At 62.6% G+C, this 19,176-nt stretch carries 20 protein-coding genes and 1 other RNA gene; 12 read left to right on the top strand and 9 right to left on the bottom strand.

Features of this window, described 5'->3' with window-relative positions:
* Window positions 1–86: 86 nt before the first annotated feature.
* Together AB4Z53_RS13150 and AB4Z53_RS13145 are read right to left on the bottom strand one after the other, a co-directional pair.
* Window positions 87–911: a TIGR00282 family metallophosphoesterase gene (locus tag AB4Z53_RS13150; RefSeq protein ID WP_291160468.1), complete on the bottom strand. Its 825-nt coding sequence runs from the start codon at window positions 909–911 to the stop codon at window positions 87–89.
* 213 nt (window positions 912–1,124) lie between these two features.
* The gene (locus AB4Z53_RS13145; RefSeq protein ID WP_113540894.1) at window positions 1,125–1,697 is read right to left on the bottom strand and encodes a 5-formyltetrahydrofolate cyclo-ligase; all 573 of its coding nucleotides are present in this window, start codon (window positions 1,695–1,697) and stop codon (window positions 1,125–1,127) included.
* Window positions 1,698–2,057: 360 nt separating this feature from the next.
* Here AB4Z53_RS13145 and AB4Z53_RS13140 point away from each other — a divergent pair, with 360 nt between their 5' ends.
* Window positions 2,058–2,267, top strand: coding sequence for a transcriptional regulator (locus AB4Z53_RS13140; protein ID WP_113540893.1), 210 nt, complete (start codon window positions 2,058–2,060; stop codon window positions 2,265–2,267).
* 20 nt (window positions 2,268–2,287) lie between these two features.
* Here AB4Z53_RS13140 and AB4Z53_RS13135 read toward each other — a convergent pair whose 3' ends face one another.
* Window positions 2,288–2,506 carry a hypothetical protein gene (locus AB4Z53_RS13135; protein ID WP_113540892.1) on the bottom strand — a complete coding sequence of 73 codons (219 nt, stop codon included), beginning with the start codon at window positions 2,504–2,506 and terminating at the stop codon, window positions 2,288–2,290.
* 111 nt (window positions 2,507–2,617) lie between these two features.
* Here AB4Z53_RS13135 and AB4Z53_RS13130 point away from each other — a divergent pair, with 111 nt between their 5' ends.
* Window positions 2,618–3,487, top strand: a complete 870-nt coding sequence (locus AB4Z53_RS13130) for a LysR family transcriptional regulator (RefSeq protein ID WP_441596251.1) — start codon at window positions 2,618–2,620, stop codon at window positions 3,485–3,487.
* A 22-nt stretch (window positions 3,488–3,509) separates the two neighbouring features.
* On the opposite strand, the gene ssrS is transcribed toward AB4Z53_RS13130, so the two are convergent.
* The 3 genes from ssrS to AB4Z53_RS13115 all read right to left on the bottom strand — a co-directional run bounded on the left by ssrS (window position 3,510) and on the right by AB4Z53_RS13115 (window position 4,382).
* A non-coding RNA gene (gene ssrS / locus AB4Z53_RS13125) (6S RNA) lies at window positions 3,510–3,667 on the bottom strand.
* Window positions 3,668–3,723: 56 nt separating this feature from the next.
* Window positions 3,724–4,101 carry a cell division protein ZapA gene (locus tag AB4Z53_RS13120; protein WP_223725532.1) on the bottom strand — a complete coding sequence of 126 codons (378 nt, stop codon included), beginning with the start codon at window positions 4,099–4,101 and terminating at the stop codon, window positions 3,724–3,726.
* An 11-nt stretch (window positions 4,102–4,112) separates the two neighbouring features.
* The gene (locus AB4Z53_RS13115; protein ID WP_065375262.1) at window positions 4,113–4,382 is read right to left on the bottom strand and encodes a DUF4164 domain-containing protein; all 270 of its coding nucleotides are present in this window, start codon (window positions 4,380–4,382) and stop codon (window positions 4,113–4,115) included.
* A gap of 339 nt (window positions 4,383–4,721) precedes the next feature.
* On the opposite strand from AB4Z53_RS13115, the gene tkt reads away from it, so the two are divergent.
* The 6 genes from tkt to AB4Z53_RS13085 all read left to right on the top strand — a co-directional run bounded on the left by tkt (window position 4,722) and on the right by AB4Z53_RS13085 (window position 12,005).
* A complete protein-coding gene (tkt, locus tag AB4Z53_RS13110) occupies window positions 4,722–6,704 on the top strand; it encodes a transketolase (protein WP_441596248.1) in 1,983 nt (660 codons plus the stop codon).
* A gap of 72 nt (window positions 6,705–6,776) precedes the next feature.
* Entirely contained in the window at window positions 6,777–7,787 is a 1,011-nt protein-coding gene (gene gap, locus AB4Z53_RS13105) for a type I glyceraldehyde-3-phosphate dehydrogenase (protein ID WP_113540889.1), read from the top strand.
* A gap of 5 nt (window positions 7,788–7,792) precedes the next feature.
* Window positions 7,793–8,383: a putative glycolipid-binding domain-containing protein gene (locus AB4Z53_RS13100; protein WP_441596246.1), complete on the top strand. Its 591-nt coding sequence runs from the start codon at window positions 7,793–7,795 to the stop codon at window positions 8,381–8,383.
* The gene (locus AB4Z53_RS13095) at window positions 8,383–9,579 is read left to right on the top strand and encodes a phosphoglycerate kinase (protein ID WP_441596244.1); all 1,197 of its coding nucleotides are present in this window, start codon (window positions 8,383–8,385) and stop codon (window positions 9,577–9,579) included. Before AB4Z53_RS13100 ends, AB4Z53_RS13095 begins: the two co-directional genes overlap by 1 nt.
* Window positions 9,580–9,820: 241 nt before the next feature.
* A complete protein-coding gene (locus tag AB4Z53_RS13090; protein WP_441596242.1) occupies window positions 9,821–10,846 on the top strand; it encodes a class I fructose-bisphosphate aldolase in 1,026 nt (341 codons plus the stop codon).
* Between the two features lie 229 nt (window positions 10,847–11,075).
* Window positions 11,076–12,005, top strand: a complete 930-nt coding sequence (locus AB4Z53_RS13085) for a PhzF family phenazine biosynthesis protein (protein WP_441596240.1) — start codon at window positions 11,076–11,078, stop codon at window positions 12,003–12,005.
* 110 nt (window positions 12,006–12,115) lie between these two features.
* On the opposite strand, the gene AB4Z53_RS13080 is transcribed toward AB4Z53_RS13085, so the two are convergent.
* Window positions 12,116–12,658 (bottom strand): TetR/AcrR family transcriptional regulator, encoded by a 543-nt coding sequence (locus AB4Z53_RS13080; protein ID WP_113540884.1) that lies wholly within the window; start codon window positions 12,656–12,658, stop codon window positions 12,116–12,118.
* Window positions 12,659–12,762: 104 nt separating this feature from the next.
* Here AB4Z53_RS13080 and AB4Z53_RS13075 point away from each other — a divergent pair, with 104 nt between their 5' ends.
* Complete coding sequence (locus AB4Z53_RS13075; protein ID WP_441596238.1) at window positions 12,763–14,277, top strand: MFS transporter; 1,515 nt, start codon at window positions 12,763–12,765, stop codon at window positions 14,275–14,277.
* Between the two features lie 31 nt (window positions 14,278–14,308).
* Here the strand turns inward: AB4Z53_RS13075 and AB4Z53_RS13070 are convergent, their stop codons facing one another.
* Complete coding sequence (locus AB4Z53_RS13070) at window positions 14,309–16,249, bottom strand: tetratricopeptide repeat protein (protein WP_113540882.1); 1,941 nt, start codon at window positions 16,247–16,249, stop codon at window positions 14,309–14,311.
* A 111-nt stretch (window positions 16,250–16,360) separates the two neighbouring features.
* A complete protein-coding gene (locus AB4Z53_RS13065) occupies window positions 16,361–16,516 on the bottom strand; it encodes a hypothetical protein (protein ID WP_113540881.1) in 156 nt (51 codons plus the stop codon).
* Between the two features lie 305 nt (window positions 16,517–16,821).
* On the opposite strand from AB4Z53_RS13065, the gene AB4Z53_RS13060 reads away from it, so the two are divergent.
* From AB4Z53_RS13060 to rcdA, 3 genes are all read left to right on the top strand, one after another.
* Window positions 16,822–18,123 (top strand): MFS transporter, encoded by a 1,302-nt coding sequence (locus tag AB4Z53_RS13060; RefSeq protein ID WP_113540904.1) that lies wholly within the window; start codon window positions 16,822–16,824, stop codon window positions 18,121–18,123.
* A complete protein-coding gene (locus AB4Z53_RS13055; protein ID WP_113540880.1) occupies window positions 18,110–18,298 on the top strand; it encodes a DUF1192 domain-containing protein in 189 nt (62 codons plus the stop codon). The genes AB4Z53_RS13060 and AB4Z53_RS13055 overlap by 14 nt, the downstream gene beginning before the upstream one ends.
* Before the next feature lie 354 nt (window positions 18,299–18,652).
* Window positions 18,653–19,171: a protease adaptor protein RcdA gene (rcdA, locus tag AB4Z53_RS13050; RefSeq protein WP_113540879.1), complete on the top strand. Its 519-nt coding sequence runs from the start codon at window positions 18,653–18,655 to the stop codon at window positions 19,169–19,171.
* Window positions 19,172–19,176: the final 5 nt, after the last annotated feature.

Genomic DNA, 19,176 nt, shown 5'->3' with positions numbered 1-19,176 from the left:
AAATCAATTCCCGGAAGGCGATACGTGGTGGAACGCGCTTCAACCAGAAGCGCGTTCGGCGGGCCGGAAATGCGGCTGACTTCGCTTTAGGACCAGAAATCCGGGATCGTCTCGGCCAGTCTTGGGCCGAGGCGCAAAGGCGCGATCTTTTCGGCAAGACCGGTGCGATCGGAGATCTCGACGCCGAGGCCGCAGATGGTCGCGGGGCCGGAGGCCGCCTCGAAGCGTCCCTTCGGCATCTTCGAGATGAAGCGGTTGAGCGGTTCTTCCTTGTCCATGCCGAGCGAAGAATCGTAGTCGCCGCACATGCCAGCGTCACTCATATAGGCCGTACCGCCATTGAGGATCTGGTGATCGGCGGTCGGCACGTGTGTGTGCGTGCCGACGACGAGGCTCGCGCGGCCGTCGACGAAATGGCCGAAGCACTGCTTCTCGCTGGTCGCTTCCGCATGGAAATCGAAGACGATCGCATCCGCCTGCTCGCCGAGCGGACAGGCGTCGAGGATCGCCTCGGCCGCCTTGAAGGGATCGTCGAGTTCCGGATGCATGAAGACGCGGCCCATGACATTGGCAACCAGAACGCGGGCGCCGTTGCGGGCAAAGAACAGGTTGGAACCGCGGCCGGGTGTGCCGGCCGGATAGTTGGCCGGGCGAAGAAACTGGTCGTGCCGCTCGCAGAAGACCACCGCTTCCTTCTGGTCCCATACGTGATTGCCCGTGGTCACCACGTCGGCACCGGCGTTGATCGTCTCGAGGAAGATGTCTTCTGTGATGCCGAAGCCGCCGGCTGCATTTTCGCCGTTGACGATGACAAAGTCGAGCTTGAGGTCACCGATCAGTCCCGGAAGCCGTTCCCAGACCGCCGTGCGGCCCGTCTTGCCCACCATATCCCCCAGAAACAGAAGCCTCATGCTCGCTCAAATCCCACCAGGGCAGTTCCGGCGGAAGCGCGTCAGCGATCGTGGCGTCCGGACCTGCGTAAAACAAAGAGGTAGAGCGTCTACACGATCCTGACGCCGCAGGAAACGCCCAAGATCAATTCCAGCGATCCCGTCAAACGGCCCATCGTCTCGACCTTTGCGATATCAGAATGTTAGGCCATTCGAAGGTTTCGGCAAACGATCCTAGAAATGCCGAAACCCGCTCTCGGTGAGCACCGCATCGAGCGCCACATCGTGCGGTTCGGCCGGCACCGATGCGACCTCCTGGCAGTCAAACGCTATGCCGATCAGCTTTGGCAGGTGACCCTTGTTGCGCAGCCGGTCGATGGCGCGGTCGTAAAAGCCGGCGCCATAACCGATGCGGTGGCCGGTCGAATCGAAGGCGGAAAGCGGCACAAGCATGATATCCGGATCGACCTCCGGCGCCTCCGGACCAGGCCCGGTGGTGCCGAAACCCGTGGCGATGACATCGGCACCGTCGAGCAGTTCGCGGAAAATGATCGTCCGTTTGTCCAACACCGCGGGCAGGCAGAGCCGGGCACCGCGCTGCCTCAGCCGCGCCATCAGCGGCCGGATGTCGACCTCGGAGCGGATCGGCCAGAAACCGGAGACGATGTGCCCAGGGTCGAGCGCGATGACGTCGCCGGCGTGATCGGCCATGGTCAGGCTCGCTTCGATCCGTATCTCCGGCGACATTGCGTCACGCAACGCCAGCCTCTCCCTGCGCAGTGCCGCCTTCAAATCCTTCGGTGACATCCGATCCTCTCCTGCCAGTTCACCGCATGCCATCGTCACCGGAGAAAATCACTTCCCGAAATGCCACAGACTCCCCATCTGTCGCCGATTCCCGGGCCGGCTACCAGCCTGTGTACGCGATGACATCTTTCGCCCGCCCACCAGTTTCGCCGCATTTGCAGCGGTTTGCGACAGTCATGCCGCGCTCTTCCCACTTCGGCACAACATTAGCTTTCCATTCATCATGGGCAAGGGTTCTGCTTTCATGGAGCCTGGGGCACGTGCAAATAAGGACACGATTTCAAATAATTAGCAGGAACTAATGCCCGTGTTCGATGTAAGGACGCGCTCCTGCAGGCAGCAGTGGAAAAGCCGACGTCCATGAAGGACCAGATGAACGAACTCGAACCCTTGGAATTGCGCTGCCTGACGCTCGCCGCCCGCGGTCGCACCCGCCAGGACATGATGCGCGAGACAGACATTCCTCTCGACCGCATCGATCGGGCACTGACGGATGCCATGCGCAAGTTGCAGGCGGGCAATCTCGCCGAAGCGGTGTTTCGCGCCGCCAGGCTCGACCTCATCTCCTGATCCCGGACCGGAAAAATCGCTTACAGCAACCAGTGCGACCGGTAGACGCTTGCCAGCCTTTCACGCCGTATGTTCTCGGCAGCCTCCTGACAGATCCCCGCATCGCGCAGGAGCGCCGGTCTGCCTGACGGCACATCGACCGGCGCCACGGGAAACAAGACGTCGCAGGACCATCGCGTCACGCGACGCCGCAGCGCGATGGAGGCTTCGGAAAAGGCAAAAACGGCAAGCACGCTCATGGGGTATGCCCTGCGCAAGATGATCGGATCAGGCGATCTTCGTCCTTGCGTTGACATCTGACAAACGAATTGCAAGCATGGCTTCCATCAGAACTTCTGATGGTTACAGCCATGTCCCTTCCGCTCGATAGCGACCTGCTCCGAACCTTTCTTGCGGTGGTCGACACCGGCAACGTCACGCGCGCCGCCAATATTGTCGGGCGCACGCAATCCGCCGTCAGCATGCAGATCAAAAAACTCGAGGACATGCTCGGCGACACCCTGTTCGAGCGACACTCGCGTGGTGTAGTGCTGACGCCGCAGGGATTGCGACTGCTCGACAATGCGAGACGCATCGTCACGCTGCTCGACGATACGGCTGCCGCGATGCGCCAGCCTGCCCTCGACGGAGCGGTCCGCATCGGCATACCCGAAGAGTACATCAACTCCACCCTGCCGAAAGCGCTCGGAACCTTCGCCGCCATCCACCCCGGCGTCGAAGTCACCGTGCAGCAGGGCGCCTCCATGACCAACATCGCAGCACTGGAAGCCGGCGAAATCGATCTCGCCGTCGTCTTCGAGCCCGGCGGGCGGACGAAGAATGAAGTGCTGATGATGGACCCGACCGTCTGGGTGACCTCCGAGCAGCACCGCACCGACGAGCGGCGGCCTCTGCCGATCGCCACCTATACCTATCTGGAGGGCGGCTGGTGCGACGACCTCGCCCAGCGCAATCTCAGGAAATGCCGCCTTGAAAGCCGCGTCGCCTATGTCAGCCGCACGAGCGGCGGCCTGATGGCGGCCGTGGTGTCGGGCCTTGCCATTGCGCCGCTCGCTCGCAGCAGCATCCCGGCCGGGTGCCGCGAACTGACGGCCGATGACGGCTACGAGGTGATCGACCACTCGAACGTCGTGCTGCGGATATCGAAAGCTGGAAACGGCAAGGACCGGATCGTCGAGGCCATGGCCGATGCCATCAGGCGGGCCTTTGCCGGAGATTGAGCGGCCACATAAAGAGGGAGAGGTGCGATCCACACAACCGATGGATATTTTACGATCCCGGGTGCCTACAAAGTAGGTGGGCGCCATGTGTCCAGACCCACGAGCCCGGACAGGGACAGCTCCCTTGAGATCGAGTATGGCCCCGGGGATTGTGGTTCCTGTCGGGAAGCGCAGACCGCACCCGATATATAAAGTGTCTCGGTGCTTCGCGCCAGAGGCTTCCCGCCGAAACCTTGTCAGCCTGCCGGCGTCGTCGGTCGGCCGTTCAGCTTGGCGGCAATGCTGTGGATCTGTTGGGTGACTTCGCTGAGGGCGGAGGCCAGCGCTTCCTCGCTCTTCATCTGATCGGACATGGCGGCATCGCGCCCGTTGGTCAGGTTGCCGACCTCGGTCTCGAGGTTCTTCAGCCGGCGATTGACCTCACTGAGTTCGTCCATGACCATGATGCCGGCCATGACGGTGAGGCGCAGATCGCCGATCTCGCCGAACTGGCTCTTGAGATGCCCGACATACTGATCGAAATTGGTGGCAAGCTCGATCAGATGATCCTCCTGCCCCTCCTCGCAAGCCATCCGGTAGGCCTTGCCGTCGATCGATACTGTGACCTGCGCCATGTCGCTTGTTCCTAGCGGTCGAGCACCGCCCGAATGGTTTCCATCGCCGTCACGAGGCGACGGGAAACCTCGCGGTTGACCTCCTCGAGCCGATTTGCCCGGAACTGCGACTGATCGAGCTCCTGTGCGAGCCGCGAGCGGTCGGTGTTGACGCGCCGCACCTCGCTTTCGAACTCGCCGAAATCCCGTTCCCTGTCAAACCGACCGTCGATCGCATTCTCCAGGGACTGCACCGCGTTACGCAGTTCGTCGATCGCCGCTTTGACAGTCTTTGCCGGCATGTGTTCCGAATACCTCGCCCGTGAGGCCGAATCGCCCGAATCCCGTCCGCCGCTTCGGCTCGATCTTTTTTAAACCTATTACGTAAGTCTCAACAATGCCAAGCTCCGCAAACAACTACGGAAGCTGTGGATGGATTGCGTAGCCGGCTTTCTTCAACGGCGGTGCGAAAGCGTTGCTGCATTGCGGGACAAGGCCCGGAACAACCTGCCGTCAAATGGCCGCGGAAGGCCCGTATTTATTGACTCGCACGGCGCACCTGCTATGTGTCAGCCGCTTCTTGCGCGGTCTTTGGAGGATAGAGACCGTTCCCTGACCACCGAACGCAAAACGGAACAGTCATGATCTCTCGCGAAAAACACGACCGGATGGCAAATGCGATCCGTTTCCTTTCCATGGATGCCGTCGAGAAGGCAAATTCCGGCCACCCAGGCCTGCCCATGGGCGCAGCCGACATAGCGACAGTCCTCTTCACGCGCTATCTCAGCTTCGACCCCAAGAACCCCTCCTGGCCGAACCGCGACCGCTTCGTGCTGTCGGCCGGCCACGGCTCGATGCTGCTCTATTCGCTGCTCTATTTGACGGGCTACGAAGACATCTCGATCGAAGAGATCAAGAATTTCCGTCAACTTGGCGCCCGTACCGCCGGCCACCCGGAATACGGCCACGCCGCCGGCATCGAGACGACCACGGGTCCGCTCGGCCAGGGCATTGCCAACGCTGTCGGCATGGCGATCGCAGAGCGCAAGCTGCGTGACGAATTCGGCTCCAACCTGATGGAGCACTATACCTATGTGCTCGCCGGTGACGGCTGCCTCATGGAAGGCATCAGCCAGGAAGCGATCTCGCTTGCCGGCCACCTGAAGCTCAACAAGCTGATCGTCTTCTGGGACGACAACAACATCTCGATCGACGGCCCGATCTCGATCGCCGACTCGACCGACCAGCACGCCCGCTTCCGCGCCAGCAACTGGAACACGATTGCAGTCGACGGCCACGACCCGGACGCGATTGCTGCAGCGATCGACCAGGCCCAGAAGTCCGACAAGCCGACGATGATCGCCTGCAAGACGACGATCGGCTTCGGCGCACCGAACAAGGCCGGCACCCACAAGGTTCACGGTTCGCCGCTCGGCGCCGAGGAAATCGCTGCCACCCGCAAGGCACTCGGCTGGGAAGCCGAAGCGTTCGTCGTTCCCTCCGACGTGCTCGACGCCTGGCGTCTGGCCGGCCTGCGCTGCACCAAGGCGCGCAAGGAATGGGAAGAGCGCCTCGAAAAGAGCGATGCCGAGAAGAAGGCCCAGTTCGTTCGCCGCTTCTCCGGCGAACTCGAAGGCCGTCTGTCCTCCGCCATCGACGACTACAAGAAGAAGCTCGCTGAGACCAAGCCGTCGCCGGCAACCCGCAAGGCTTCCGAAGACGCGCTCGAAGTCATCAACGGCGTTCTGGCCGAAACCATCGGCGGCTCGGCCGACCTGACCGGCTCGAACAACACCAAGACGAGCCAGACCAAGTCGATCACGCCGGACGATTTCTCCGGTCGCTATATCCACTGGGGTGTGCGCGAACACGGCATGGCCGCTGCCATGAACGGCATGGCGCTGCACGGCGGCGTCATCCCCTATTCCGGCGGCTTCCTGATCTTCTCGGACTATTGCCGTCCGTCGATCCGCCTTGCCGCGCTGATGGGCATCCGCGTCATTCATGTGCTGACGCATGACTCGATCGGCCTCGGCGAAGACGGCCCGACGCACCAGCCGGTCGAGCATATGGCAGCCCTTCGCGCCATCCCGAACCTTCTGATGTTCCGCCCGGCCGACGCCACGGAAACGGCAGAATGCTGGCAGCTCGCGCTCGAAAGCCACAACCGCCCGTCCGGAATCGCGCTGACGCGCCAGAACCTGATGGCCGTTCGCACCGAGTATGAAGAAGAGAACCTGTGCGCCCACGGCGCCTACGACCTGATCTCGGCCGCCGACGCCAAGGTCACGATCTTCGCGACCGGCTCGGAAGTCGAAATCGCCGTCAAGGCCTGCCAGACGCTGACCGCCAAGGGCATCTCGACCCGCGTTGTCTCCGTTCCCTGCTTCGAGCTTTTCGCCGAGCAGAGCGAAGATTACCAGCAGGCGATCATCGGCAACTCGCCGGTCAAGATCGCCGTCGAAGCCGGCATCCGTCAGGGCTGGGATCACTTCATCGGCAGCGATGGCACCTTCATCGGCATGTCGTCCTTCGGTGCCTCCGGTCCCTACAAGGAGCTTTACAAGCACTTCGGCATCACGCCCGAGGCGGTGGTTGCCGCGGCTGAAGCGAAGCTCGCCTGATCAATCTGCGGGGCGCGCCGAAAGGTGCGCCCCGCTTTTTTCGTACCACGTCAGTCAGACAGGGAGAGACCCATGACAGTGAAAGTCGCCATCAACGGTTTTGGCCGCATCGGCCGCAACGTGCTCCGCGCGATCGTCGAATCCGGCCGCACCGACATCGAAGTCGTTGCCATCAACGATCTCGGCCCCGTTGAGACCAACGCTCACCTGCTGCGCTACGACTCGATCCACGGTCGCTTCCCGGCCGAGGTCAAGGTCGAAGGCGACACGATCACCATCAACGGCGGCAAGCCGATCAAGGTGACCGCGATCAAGGATCCGGCAACGCTGCCGCACAAGGAACTCGGCATCGACATCGCGATGGAATGCACTGGCATCTTCACCGCCCGCGACAAGGCCGCAGCCCACCTGACCGCCGGCGCCAAGCGCGTCATCGTCTCGGCTCCGGCCGACGGCGCCGACCTGACCGTCGTCTACGGCGTCAACCACGACCAGCTGACCAAGGACCACCTGGTCATCTCCAACGCATCCTGCACGACGAACTGCCTGGTTCCGGTCGTCAAGGTCCTGAACGATGTCATCGGCATCAGCCACGGCTTCATGACCACGATCCACTCCTACACCAACGACCAGCCGTCGCTCGACCAGATGCACAAGGATCTGTACCGCGCCCGCGCTGCCGCTCTGTCGATGATCCCGACCTCGACGGGTGCCGCCAAGGCCGTCGGCCTGGTTCTGCCGGAACTGAAGGGCAAGCTCGACGGCACGTCGATCCGCGTCCCGACCCCGAACGTTTCGGTCGTCGACTTCAAGTTCGTCGCCAAGCGCAACACCTCGGTCGAGGAAATCACCAACGCCATCAAGGCTGCGTCCAATGGCGCGCTCAAGGGCGTTCTCGGCTACACGGAAGAGCCGCTCGTTTCGCGCGACTTCAACCACGACAACCACTCCTCGATCTTCGCGATCGACCAGACCAAGGTCGTCGAAGGCAACTTCGTACGTATCCTCACCTGGTACGACAACGAATGGGGCTTCTCGAACCGCATGGCCGACACGGCCGTCGCCTTCGCCAAGCTCATCTAACGCAGATGTTTCGCGCCCTTTCTTCAACGACGGTCCGCTGGCGTCCGCTTGAAGGAGAAGGGCTCGAACACCTGACGCTGACGCAAACCGAAACTACCGACGGCGCGGTCATCCGCGCCGTTGGCGTTCTCATCGGCAACCGCGGCGGTACGCCCTACGGCGTACGCTATCGGATCGATTGCGACGAGGCCTGGCTGGTTCGCAAGTTCATGGTCGACACGACCGATGGCCGAAGCCTGCATCTGCGCTCGGATGTTCCGGGCCAATGGGCGACGGCGCGCGGCACGCCCCTCCTCGAGTTCGACGGCTGCATCGATATCGACCTCTCGGGCACACCCTTCACCAACACGCTGCCGATCCGCCGTCTCGGGCTCGACCGCCGGGCCGGCACCGCGCGGCTGAAGATGCTCTACGTGCCGTTCGATACATTCGAGCCTGTCGTTGACGGCCAGCACTACAGCTGCCTCGATGATTTCAGGCTCTATCGCTACGAGGCCGAGGACCGCAGCTTTGCCGCGGACCTGCCGGTAGACGAGGACGGCCTCGTTATCGACTATCCCACCCTTTTCCAAAGACTATCACCGGAGACTATCTGATGACTTTCAAGACCCTCGACGATCTGACCGACATCGCCGGCAAGCGCGTGCTGGTGCGCGTCGATCTCAACGTGCCGGTCAAGGACGGCGTGGTCACCGACGCGACCCGCATCGAGCGCGTCGCGCCGACCATCCGCGAATTGTCCGAGAAGGGCGCCAAGGTCATCCTGCTGGCCCATTTCGGCCGCCCGAAGGGTGAACCGGTCGCTGACATGTCGCTGAAGACGATCGCTCCGGCCGTCGAAGACGTGCTCGACCAGCGCGTTCACTTCGCCGCCGACTGCATCGGCGACAAGGCGAAGAACGCCATCGCCGAAATGAGCGACGGCGATGTGCTGCTGCTCGAAAACACCCGCTTCCACAAGGGCGAGGAAAAGAACGAGGCCGAATTCGTCAAGGCGCTCGCCGCCAACGGCGACATCTATGTCAACGATGCGTTTTCGGCCGCACACCGCGCCCATGCCTCGACCGAAGGCCTTGCCCATCACCTGCCGGCCTATGCCGGCCGCACTATGCAGGCCGAACTCGAAGCATTGGAAAAGGGCCTCGGCCAGCCGAAGCGCCCGGTCGTTGCCATCGTCGGCGGCGCCAAGGTCTCGACCAAGATCGACCTGTTGCAGAACCTCGTGACCAAGGTCGATGCGCTCGTCATCGGCGGCGGCATGGCCAACACCTTCATCGCCGCCAAGGGCATCAATGTCGGCAAGTCGCTCTGCGAGCATGACCTCGCCGACACCGCCCGGGCGATCATCGCCGCTGCCGACAAGGCCGGCTGCGCCATCGTGCTGCCGGAAGACGGCGTGATTGCCCGCGAGTTCAAGGCCGGCGCCGACAACGAAGTGGTCGACATCAACGCCATTCCGGCCGATGCCATGGTTCTCGACGTCGGCCCGAAGTCGATCGCGGCTGTCAACGCGTGGATCTCCAAGGCCGAAACGCTGGTCTGGAACGGCCCGCTCGGCGCCTTCGAAATCGCCCCCTTCGACAAGGCGACGGTTGCCGTTGCCAAGCATGCGGCTGCCCGCACCCGTCAGGGCTCGCTGGTCTCGGTTGCCGGCGGTGGCGATACCGTCGCGGCGCTGAACCATGCCGAAGTCGCCGACGATTTCAGCTACGTCTCAACCGCCGGCGGCGCGTTCCTGGAGTGGATGGAAGGCAAGCCGCTCCCGGGCGTCGACATCCTCAAGCAGAAGTAAGCCATGCAACCGGCGCGTGGGAACACCCCACGCGCCGGCAATCAAGAAAAAACCTTATTTATTCAAACGATTAAAAAATTTTAAATCGTTTTAGTCGATTTTCTCGCCATTTTCCTCGACAATTTCACCTGTTACTCGCGCCCTTGTTTGGAGCGTGGCGGTTGCCCCGTGCGCCGTCGGTCCGAAACTGTTTCAGTACTCGCCCCGATCCTGGTGATCGGCGCTGTCTAGGGAGAAAAACATGAGCGAAAGACTGGAAGACATCGCTGTCGCCATGGTCGCCAACGGCCGGGGGCTGCTCGCCGCCGACGAGTCCACGGCAACAATCAAGAAACGCTTCGACACGATCGGCCTGGAATCCACCGAGGCCTCCAGGCGGGACTATCGCGAGATGCTGCTGCGCGCCGACGAGGCAATGCGCAAATACATCTCCGGTGTCATTCTCTATGAGGAAACCCTGTTCCAGAAGGCGGCGGACGGCACGCCGCTCGTCGACATCATCCGCGCCGCCGGCTCGATCCCCGGCATCAAGGTCGATGCCGGCGCCAAGCCGATGACCAACTTCCCGGCCGAGACGATCACCGAAGGCCTCGACGGTCTTGCGCAACGGCTGGCCAGATATCACGAAGCCGGCGCACGGTTCGCCAAGTGGCGCGGCGTGATCTCCGTCTCCGACACGCTGCCGACCGCCGGCGCCGTTCGCGCCAACGCCCATGCACTCGCGCGCTATGCCGCCCTTTGCCAGGACGCCGGCATCGTGCCGATCGTCGAGCCGGAGGTGCTCATGGATGGTGCGCCGGGCGACCATTCGATCGATCGCTCCGAGCACGTGACGGAATGGGCGCTGCGCGTCACCTTCGAGGAGCTGGCGGCAATGCGGGTCAAGCTCGAAGGCATGATCCTGAAACCGAGCATGGTGATCGACGGCAAGAAGGCGCGCAACGCGTCCGTCGCCGAAGTGGCCGAACGCACCATCAAGGTGCTGAAGCGCACCGTGCCCTCCGCCGTGCCGGGCATCGCCTTCCTCTCCGGCGGCCAATCGACCGAAGAGGCGACTGCCCATCTTTCGGCGATCAACGTCGTGCGCGACCTGCCGTGGAAGCTGACTTTCTCCTACGGCCGCGCCCTGCAGCAGGAGGCGCTCAACGCCTGGAACGGCAAGGCCGAGAACGTGGCCGCCGGCCAGCGCGCCTTCTCGCACCGAGCCGAAATGTGCAGTCTTGCGGCCAAGGGCGCCTGGAAGAAGGATCTCGAGAAGGCCGCCTGAGCGACACTCGACCGAGGGCAAACGAAGGGGCCGCAAGCCGGCCCCTTTTCGTGTTCCTCGGCCGCATGACGGCGTCATCGGCATCGGGAAGGTAACGGACAGCATGGGGAACCGGAGCGCATCCAGTCGCCCCGATCGAACTTGTCACCGGAACAAGTTGGCGCCTTTGCCCGTCGCGGACACTGGCTTAAGCCTTGGCTTCGCATCCAACGCCAGCGAATGCCGAGCCATGACCGCAGCCTCGCCATCCATCGCCTATGTCACCGTCGACGTCTTTACGGCCGAACGTTTCGCCGGCAATCAACTCGCGGTCATTCCGGATGCCCGGGGCTTGAGCGACGGGCAGATGCAGGCGATCGCGACCGAATTCGGTTACTCGGAAGTCACCTTCGTGTTGCCGCCGCGCGACCCCGCCAACACCGCCGAAGTCCGGATCTTCACCCCGACGATGGAAATTCCCTTTGCCGGCCACCCGAATGTCGGCACCGCCTTCGTACTCGGCCGACTGAATGAAATCTTCGGCCGTGTGCCCGGCGACATCCTGCGCTTCGAGGAAAAGGCGGGCCTCGTCGAGGCGACGTTGCTGCGGGAGAAGGGCGAAGTCACCGGCGCCCGCATCGTCGTGCCGCGGAGCTTGACGGCAGGCCCGGAAATCGACGCCGAGACGATCGCTGCCTGCGCGTCGTTGACATCGGAAGCCGTCAGCACACGGACCCACACGCCGATCCGGCTTTCGGTCGGTCTGCCCTTCGCCGTTGCGGAATTGAGCGATGTCGCGACGCTCTCGGCAGCGCGGCCGAACGTCACCGCCTTCCATGCGGCCAATGCCCGCTACAAGCCGGAGGAGGACAGCTTCAGCCTGTTCCTCTACGCGCGCTCCAAGGACGCGCCGTGGGAGATCCGGGCGCGCATGTTCGCGCCGCTCGACAACGTCAACGAGGATCCCGCCACCGGCAGCGCTTCGGCAGCTCTTTCCGCCCACCTCGTCGCGCTGCTACCGGATCAGGATATCGATGTCGAAATTACCATCGAACAGGGCGTGGAGATGGGCCGGCGCAGTCTCATTGGCGCTTCTGTCCGCAAGCAGGGCGGCATCGTTCGGCAGGTCAGTCTTTCCGGCAATTGCGTCAGCGCGATGCGCGGGCTGATCGATCTGTAGTGCTTCCCGCCTGGTGACCGTCAAGCGCGGTCACCGGGTTTCAGCCTGGCACGCCGTAACGCGCGAAATGCTGTGTAATTACTTGCTTGGATCGATACCGATCTGAGGAGTTACGCGGCAGGCAACAGCTTCAAGATATCACCGAACATGTCCCGCCATTCGGCATCGTCCATCTCGACAAAGCCGAAGCCACGCAGCAGGAAGACGCCTTCCGTTGCCAGGAAGGCGAGCCGCGCACGGCGCCCCTCCTCGGTCGACAGGTCGATGCCATCGAGACGTGCACGGTACCAGGCACGGTTCTTCGCCATGTGCTCTTCGCGCTGCAGGAGTGCCGCCATCATGCCGGATGTGCGGGCTCTGTCAGCCGTATTCATCCGGGCGGTCACCGACGCATGCGCGCGCATCGCCTTCACTGGATCGGCGTCATCGCCGCCCTCCGCGGCAACGGCGCTATCGAACTCGCTGAACCAGCGCTCCATCATCGCGTCGATCAGCCCGTCCTTGTTGCCGAAGCAATATTGCACGCCGCCCTTGGTAATGCCGGAAGCCTTGGCGACGGCATCGATCGTCAAGCCGGCTGCACCAACGGCATTCACGATTGCCTCCGCAGCATCCAGCACCTTGTCGCGATCGATCGTCCGCCGTCGTCCCATTCTTGATTTTCCCTTTCAATTCCATACGTATGTATTTATATAGCTGCTCTGATGTTAACAAGGCCTTGCCCTCAATTGATCCCGGGCGGCCATAGAGGTGTACCATGCATCCGCAAAATCGCTGGCTCATTCTGGCCATCGTATCGAGCGCACTCTTTTTGATCGTCGTCGATATGACGGTGCTCTATACCGCCTTGCCCCGCCTGACCCATGACCTCGGCGCCACCGCGTCGGAGAAGCTCTGGATCGTCAATGCCTATGCCCTCGTCGTTGCCGGGCTGCTGCCTGGCCTCGGCACGCTGGGCGACCGGCTCGGGCACAAGAAACCCTTCATCGTCGGCCTCGCCGTCTTCGGCATCGCCTCGCTGATCGCCGCCTATGCCCCCAGCCCGACGATCCTGATCGGCGGCCGGGTGCTGCTTGCCGTCGGCGCTGCGCTGATGATGCCGGCAACGCTGTCGATCATCCGCCTCACCTTCACCGACGAGCGCGAGCGAGCGCTGGCGATCGGCGTGTGGGCCGCCATCGCCTCCGGTGGCGCTGCCATCGGTCCGGTTCTTGGCGGCTTCCTGCTGGAATATTTCTGGTGGGGCTCGGTCTTCCTGATCAACGTACCGATCGTCGCGATCGCTCTGCTGCTCGGTGTCGTCGTACTGCCGAACAACGCCGGCAATCCCAAGCATCCGTGGGACGCGCTCGGCTCGTTCCAGATCATGGTCGGCCTCATCGGCCTTGCCTATGCTGTCAAGGAAACGAGCAAGCGCGAACCGTCCCTGGAAGCGGGCCTCGCCGCAGCCGTGATCGGCGCGATTGGCCTCGTCCTCTTTGTCCGCCGGCAACGGCGCAGCGTGCACCCGCTGATCGATTTCAGCCTGTTCCGCAACGGCGCGTTTTCCTCAGGTGTCGCGGCCGCCCTTGTGGCATCGGCCTCCATCGTCGGGATTGAACTGGTGCTGAGCCAGCAGTTGCAGCTGGTCGAGGGCTTTTCGCCGCTTCAGGCGGGCCTCTTCATCTTGCCTATCCCGCTTGCCGCCTTTGTCGCCGGTCCGCTCACCGGCGCCCTCCTGCCCCGTCTCGGAGCGGAGGTGGTGCTGCGCTCCGGCCTCATTCTCGCGGCCCTCGGCCTCGGGGGATACCTGTTGGTCCACGGGTCCGGCGCGCTTGCCCAGATTGCCAGCCTCGTCGTTCTCGGCCTCGGCATAGGCGCCGCGATGACCGCCGCCTCCAGCGCCATCATGTTCAATGCCCCGCCGGAGCGGGCCGGCATGGCGGCCTCCATCGAGGAAGTCTCGTTCGAGCTCGGCGGCGCAATCGGCATTGCCGTTCTCGGCAGCGTGATGTCGCTCGTCTACACCGCCTTCCTCGTGCTGCCGGAAGGTGCCTCCATTTCGGCGATGGCACGCGACAGCCTCGACGAAGCCCTGCTTCTCGCCGAGAAGCTGCCGGCGGATGTGGCCGGCGAACTGGTGACGCGCGCCAGGCTCGCCTTCGAGCAGGCCTTTACCGCGGTCGTGATCGTTGCGACGGCCATGCTCTTTGTCACCGGTGCGGCCATCTGGTGGCTGACGGGCGGCCGCAGCACAGCGCCGGCGGCATCCCGTCAGGCAGGGCACCACTAAGGGTGAACGCCGGGCGATCCCGCCCAGCGGTTCATCGCAACAGTCCCGCCTCGCATTTCGCGATCGCCTCGACCATCGCCTGAAAGCGCACGTGGTGACGCACGGGGTCAAGATCGGAATCCTGCTTGAACCAGAGCAACTGATAGCAGGAACTCTGCGGCAGCAGGGTTTCGAGGAGATCGAGCGCCGCGTCGATGTCGCCGAGAAGGGAATAGACGCATGCGGTGTTGTAGCGGGCGACCACGTCATCAGGATCGATCGCGAGCGCCCGGGCCGCCCATTCGCGCGCCCGATCCGCCTCGCCCATGTGAGCGAGTGCGAGCGCGCCGCGATGCGCGGGGCCGGAGTTTTCCGGGTTGAGCTCCAGCGCCCGTTCCGCGCGCGCGATGCCGATCCTTGCCCATTGCGCCCGTTCGGCATCGCGGCCGAGCGATTTGTAGGCGCTCATCAGATGGATCGGCGACAGATAGTCGTCCGGCCGGATGTCGGCGGCCCGCTTGAAAAACTGGATCGCGGTTTCGAAGGCACCTTGCATGAACAGGAAACGCGCATAGTGGAAGTTCGCCTCATAGAGGCTGGGGTCCAATGTCAGCGCCTGCTCGAACTCGGCCACCGCCGCATCGTCCTGCCCGTCCTGGTGCAGGACCAGGCCACGGGAGGCATGCGCCTCCGCCAGGTTCGGATCGATATCCAGCGCCTTGTCGGTCATGAACAGGATGCTTTGCAGCGGAAACTCGTCCTCGTGCCAGTCGCGCAGCGCCGACTCGCAGTCGGCGATACCGGCATAGGCACGGGCGAAGCTGGGGTCGAGCTCCACCGCCTTCAGGAACATGCGACGGGCCAGCAGCAGATAGGACCGGGTCCAGGCATGCGAAAACTGGCGGCCGCGCAGGTAATAGGTATAGGCCTCGACGCTCGTGGTCGGGTCGCTTTCGATCGCCCGCCGTTCCGCCGGCAGCAGCTTGACCCGGAGCTGATCGACGATGGCGTGCGTGATCTCGTCCTGAATGGCGAAGATGTCCGTCAGGTCGCGATCGTAGCGGTCGGCCCAGAGGTGCGTACCGGTCAAGGCATCGATGAGCTGGCCGGTGATGCGCACCCGTGAACCCGCCTTGCGCACGCTGCCTTCGAGGATGTAGCGCACGCCCAGCTCCTGGGCCACCTGCTTCACCTTCACCGACCGCCCCTTGTAGGTGAACACCGTGTTTCGGGCGACGACATGCAGCTTCGATATCTTTGAAAGATCCGTGATGATGTCTTCGGTGATGCCGTCGGAGAAATACTCCTGTTCCGGGTCATGGCTCATATTGGTGAAGGGAAGCACGCCGACCGAAAGTCCGTAGCCGTCATCGAGCACGATGGGCCCGGCACCGCTGGGTGGCGCCGCAACCTTCGTCGGCGCCCCGAGTGCCACCGAATAGACATGCACACCGGCTGCAATGTTCTTCAGCGTGTGCTCGCCCTTGTCGATGAAGCCGATATCGAGGCGGCTGCCGACGTGGTCGCGCACCGTGGCGGAAACGGCAACACCGGACGGCTCCGCCAAGCCTTCGAGCCGGGCGGCGACGTTGACGCCGTCGCCGAAGATATCTCCGTCCTCGACGATAATATCGCCGAGATGCACGCCGATGCGCAGTTCGATGCGCTTCAGCGGTGGCACGCTTTCATTGCGGATGAGCATGCCGCGCTGGATATCGACAGCACAGGCGACCGCGTTCACGACGCTTGCAAACTCGACGAGAATGCCGTCGCCGGTCAGTTTGACGATGCGTCCCTTGTGGCGGTTGATCTTGGGATCGACGAGTTCATTCTTGTGCCGTTTCATCGCGGCCAGCGTGCCGGTCTCGTCAGCCCCGATCAGACGGCTGTAGCCCACGACATCGGCGGCGAGAATGGCAGCGAGACGGCGTTCCAAGAAACCCTCGAATTCACTTCCCGAGTGAAAGAGGTAATCTAGCGCGTTATTCCCCATCTGTCCTGCGCCCTTTTGTAGTTGTAGCGAATATACGTACAACCCAATAGCATCGGGCAATCGGCGCCGGAGTTTCCAAGGAAACGGGTACTTAGAGACAGGATGAGCTGGCTAGGGCCGGATCAGTACCGTCACCATCATCATCACGATGGCGAAAACAGCGATCTTCCAGAAATCGCGACGGCGGCGCAAACCCGGGATTCCGAGCGGCCACAGGAGCTGGATGCCCATTGCCAGGAGCAGGATAAGCGCGAGCGCCTTCTGCATGTTGCCCTCGTCTTCCGGGAGGCTGCCTCAGCCGGCAAAGCGTTCGCAACGCCGGCACTATTCGTCGCACGGAGCACCGCCTCCCCCAAGGACTAGCGATACGCTGCGCTTGGCAAAAAGGGCTAGTGTTTCCGTGAGCGATTTGCAATGACCGGCGGCCGCATGTTTCCTCCAATCGTCACCGATCGAAGGAATTATACGGCCACTCAAGGCACTGTAATCAAAGCGCTGTAAAGAGAAACCGGCTGGCAATTCATAAGGCACCGCCCTAACTTGCTGACGGCAGAACGAAATTCGGATGGATGATGAGAAAGAACCTGCTCCCGGTTGCCGCCCTCCTGCTCGGCACGTTGTTTCTCTTTCTGGGCAATGGTCTCCAGGGGTTGCTTCTTCCCGTTCGCGGTACCGCTGAGGGATATCCGACCACCATCCTTGGCCTGATCGGCACATCCTGGGCAGCCGGCTTCGTTCTCGGTTGCTTCTTCGCCCCGAACATCGTCAAGCGCATCGGCCATGTGCGCGCCTTCAGCGTCTTCGCCTCTCTCATCGCCATCGTCGCGTTGTTGACCGGCATCATGATCGATCCGACCTGGTGGCTGATCCTGCGTGCGCTGACCGGCTTCGCCACCGCCGGCACCTCGATGATCATTGAAAGCTGGCTGAACGAACGCGCCACCAACGAGAGCCGTGGCGTCATCTTCTCGCTCTACATCGCCATCACGCTCTTCGGCGTCGTCGGGGGCCAGATGATGATCCCCTTCGGCGATACCTCGACCAGCATCTTCTTCATGATCTGCGGCATTCTCTATTGCCTTGCCATGCTGCCGACCTTGCTGTCCAAAGCCGCCACGCCGCAGCCACTGAAGCAGGTCCGCCTCGACCTGCGGGCGCTTTACCGCAACTCGCCGGTCTCCTTCCTCGGCATCCTGCTCGTCGGCATCGCCAATGGCGCTTTCGGCACGCTCGGCGCCGTCTTCGGTCGGCAGGCCGGCCTTTCCGACAGTACGGTCGCAGCGATGATGAGCGTGGCGATCTTCGCAGGTGCGGTGATGCAGCTTCCGGCAGGCCGTCTCTCCGACCGCATCGACCGGCGCTATGTGCTGGCCGCGCTTGCCGGCGTCGGCGCCTTCGCCGGCCTGCTGATCTTCCTGATCGAGCCGAGCCAGGTCTGGATCGTGCTGACGCTGATCGCGATCTACGGTGCTGCGGCCAATGCGCTCTATCCGATCGCCGTTTCCCATGCCAACGACTTTGCGACCGCCGAGGACTTCGTGAAGGTTTCCGGCGGCCTGTTGCTGCTCTATGGCATCGGCACGATCATCGGCCCGACGATCGGCGGTCCGGTCATGACGGCCGCCGGTCCCTACGGCCTTTTCATGATTACCGCCTGTGCCCACATTTTGATCACAGCCTATGCCATCATCCGCAGCCGGATGCGCGCGCCCGTGCCGGTCTCCGACCGCGATGCCTTCTCGCCGGTCAATGCCGGCGCGCCGACGACACCGGAAAGCCTGCAGCTTTCGCCGCGCGCTGCCCCGCTTGAGGAAGCGCGTAACGAACCGGACAACAACCAGAAATGGGAGGATCAGACGGATGAGCCTGTTTGACGACGACCGACCACAAAAGAAGCTGGTGCACGAAATCGGCAGTGATCTTTCGCTGCTTTCTGTCGATGAACTGACCCAGCGCATTGCGTTGTTAACCGAAGAGATCACCCGGCTCGAAGCCGAGCGGACGCGCAAATCCGCAAGCCGGTCCGCCGCCGAGAGCCTGTTTCGCTGAAGCCTTGCAAGAGGGGTTGCAGCGCAGCAAATCGGGCCGTGTTTAACGGCACATTAAGCATTATCTGCGATTGTCAGGGCATCCGGAGCTTTCCGGTTTCAGACAATTTCTCCGACTGGCGAATGGGTCTGATTTTTCTCCCTGTTTTACCTTGAGAGCCGCTTTCCGCGGCTCTTTTTTTATTTTGGCATAGCTTTCGCTAAAGAACTGTGGAGATTAACCCTTTCTTAAGAATGCCCTTGCGCGAAATGCGCTATCGGATCATTCTTCGAGCATAGAGATGGCAAGGATTTCTTTCCTATAGTCATCCACTACCTGACTGTCGTGATGCGTTTGAACCAGGGAAAACAGGTCATGTCCGAGAGAGGATTGAATACGGTCAGTTTCGCAGGACACGCAGCGTCCTCGGCACAATTCAAGACGCTCTATTCGGAAGGCATGGGTCTGGTCGAGGAAACGGCCACCTATCTCGATGGTTCCGGACGCGCCGCCTCGAAGGTTCTGCCGCGCATGGCATCGGTGCTCTATGCGGCCGAGTCCATGCGGCTCACCACCCGTCTGATGCAGATGGCCTCGTGGCTGTTGCTGCAGCGCGCCGTCAACAACGGCGAGATGAGCCGCGACCAGGTGATGTCGGAAAAGAGCAAGGTGCGCCTCGACAGCTTCAACGTCGACAAGTCCGCTCCGGGCTGGGCCGAACTGCCGGAATCCTTCCGTGACCTGATCGAACGCTCGCTGCGTCTGCAGAACCGCGTCGCTTTGCTCGACCGCGAAATCTACCGCCCGAACGAAGCAGCCGCGATCGTTCCGGACAACCAGAATGGCGTCAAGGCGCAGATCAAGCTGCTGCAGACGGCCTTTGGCACCAACTGATTGCC

Origin of the sequence: Ensifer sp. 2TAB8 (assembly GCF_052115125.1) — a bacterium.
Classification (GTDB): domain Bacteria; phylum Pseudomonadota; class Alphaproteobacteria; order Rhizobiales; family Rhizobiaceae; genus Ensifer.
This window is presented reverse-complemented; position numbering and strand designations above follow the sequence as displayed.

What these genes read in the sequence shown, in the direction of transcription:
- AB4Z53_RS13150 (WP_291160468.1), bottom strand. Translation starts at nt 911, where the DNA reads ATGAGGCTTCTGTTTCTGGGGGATATGGTGGGCAAGACGGGCCGCACG.
- AB4Z53_RS13145 (WP_113540894.1), bottom strand. Translation starts at nt 1,697, where the DNA reads ATGTCACCGAAGGATTTGAAGGCGGCACTGCGCAGGGAGAGGCTGGCG.
- AB4Z53_RS13140 (WP_113540893.1), top strand. Translation starts at nt 2,058, where the DNA reads ATGAAGGACCAGATGAACGAACTCGAACCCTTGGAATTGCGCTGCCTG.
- AB4Z53_RS13135 (WP_113540892.1), bottom strand. Translation starts at nt 2,506, where the DNA reads ATGAGCGTGCTTGCCGTTTTTGCCTTTTCCGAAGCCTCCATCGCGCTG.
- AB4Z53_RS13130 (WP_441596251.1), top strand. Translation starts at nt 2,618, where the DNA reads ATGTCCCTTCCGCTCGATAGCGACCTGCTCCGAACCTTTCTTGCGGTG.
- AB4Z53_RS13120 (WP_223725532.1), bottom strand. Translation starts at nt 4,101, where the DNA reads ATGGCGCAGGTCACAGTATCGATCGACGGCAAGGCCTACCGGATGGCT.
- AB4Z53_RS13115 (WP_065375262.1), bottom strand. Translation starts at nt 4,382, where the DNA reads ATGCCGGCAAAGACTGTCAAAGCGGCGATCGACGAACTGCGTAACGCG.
- tkt (WP_441596248.1), top strand. Translation starts at nt 4,722, where the DNA reads ATGATCTCTCGCGAAAAACACGACCGGATGGCAAATGCGATCCGTTTC.
- gap (WP_113540889.1), top strand. Translation starts at nt 6,777, where the DNA reads ATGACAGTGAAAGTCGCCATCAACGGTTTTGGCCGCATCGGCCGCAAC.
- AB4Z53_RS13100 (WP_441596246.1), top strand. Translation starts at nt 7,793, where the DNA reads ATGTTTCGCGCCCTTTCTTCAACGACGGTCCGCTGGCGTCCGCTTGAA.
- AB4Z53_RS13095 (WP_441596244.1), top strand. Translation starts at nt 8,383, where the DNA reads ATGACTTTCAAGACCCTCGACGATCTGACCGACATCGCCGGCAAGCGC.
- AB4Z53_RS13090 (WP_441596242.1), top strand. Translation starts at nt 9,821, where the DNA reads ATGAGCGAAAGACTGGAAGACATCGCTGTCGCCATGGTCGCCAACGGC.
- AB4Z53_RS13085 (WP_441596240.1), top strand. Translation starts at nt 11,076, where the DNA reads ATGACCGCAGCCTCGCCATCCATCGCCTATGTCACCGTCGACGTCTTT.
- AB4Z53_RS13080 (WP_113540884.1), bottom strand. Translation starts at nt 12,658, where the DNA reads ATGGGACGACGGCGGACGATCGATCGCGACAAGGTGCTGGATGCTGCG.
- AB4Z53_RS13075 (WP_441596238.1), top strand. Translation starts at nt 12,763, where the DNA reads ATGCATCCGCAAAATCGCTGGCTCATTCTGGCCATCGTATCGAGCGCA.
- AB4Z53_RS13070 (WP_113540882.1), bottom strand. Translation starts at nt 16,249, where the DNA reads ATGGGGAATAACGCGCTAGATTACCTCTTTCACTCGGGAAGTGAATTC.
- AB4Z53_RS13065 (WP_113540881.1), bottom strand. Translation starts at nt 16,516, where the DNA reads ATGCAGAAGGCGCTCGCGCTTATCCTGCTCCTGGCAATGGGCATCCAG.
- AB4Z53_RS13060 (WP_113540904.1), top strand. Translation starts at nt 16,822, where the DNA reads ATGAGAAAGAACCTGCTCCCGGTTGCCGCCCTCCTGCTCGGCACGTTG.
- AB4Z53_RS13055 (WP_113540880.1), top strand. Translation starts at nt 18,110, where the DNA reads ATGAGCCTGTTTGACGACGACCGACCACAAAAGAAGCTGGTGCACGAA.
- rcdA (WP_113540879.1), top strand. Translation starts at nt 18,653, where the DNA reads ATGTCCGAGAGAGGATTGAATACGGTCAGTTTCGCAGGACACGCAGCG.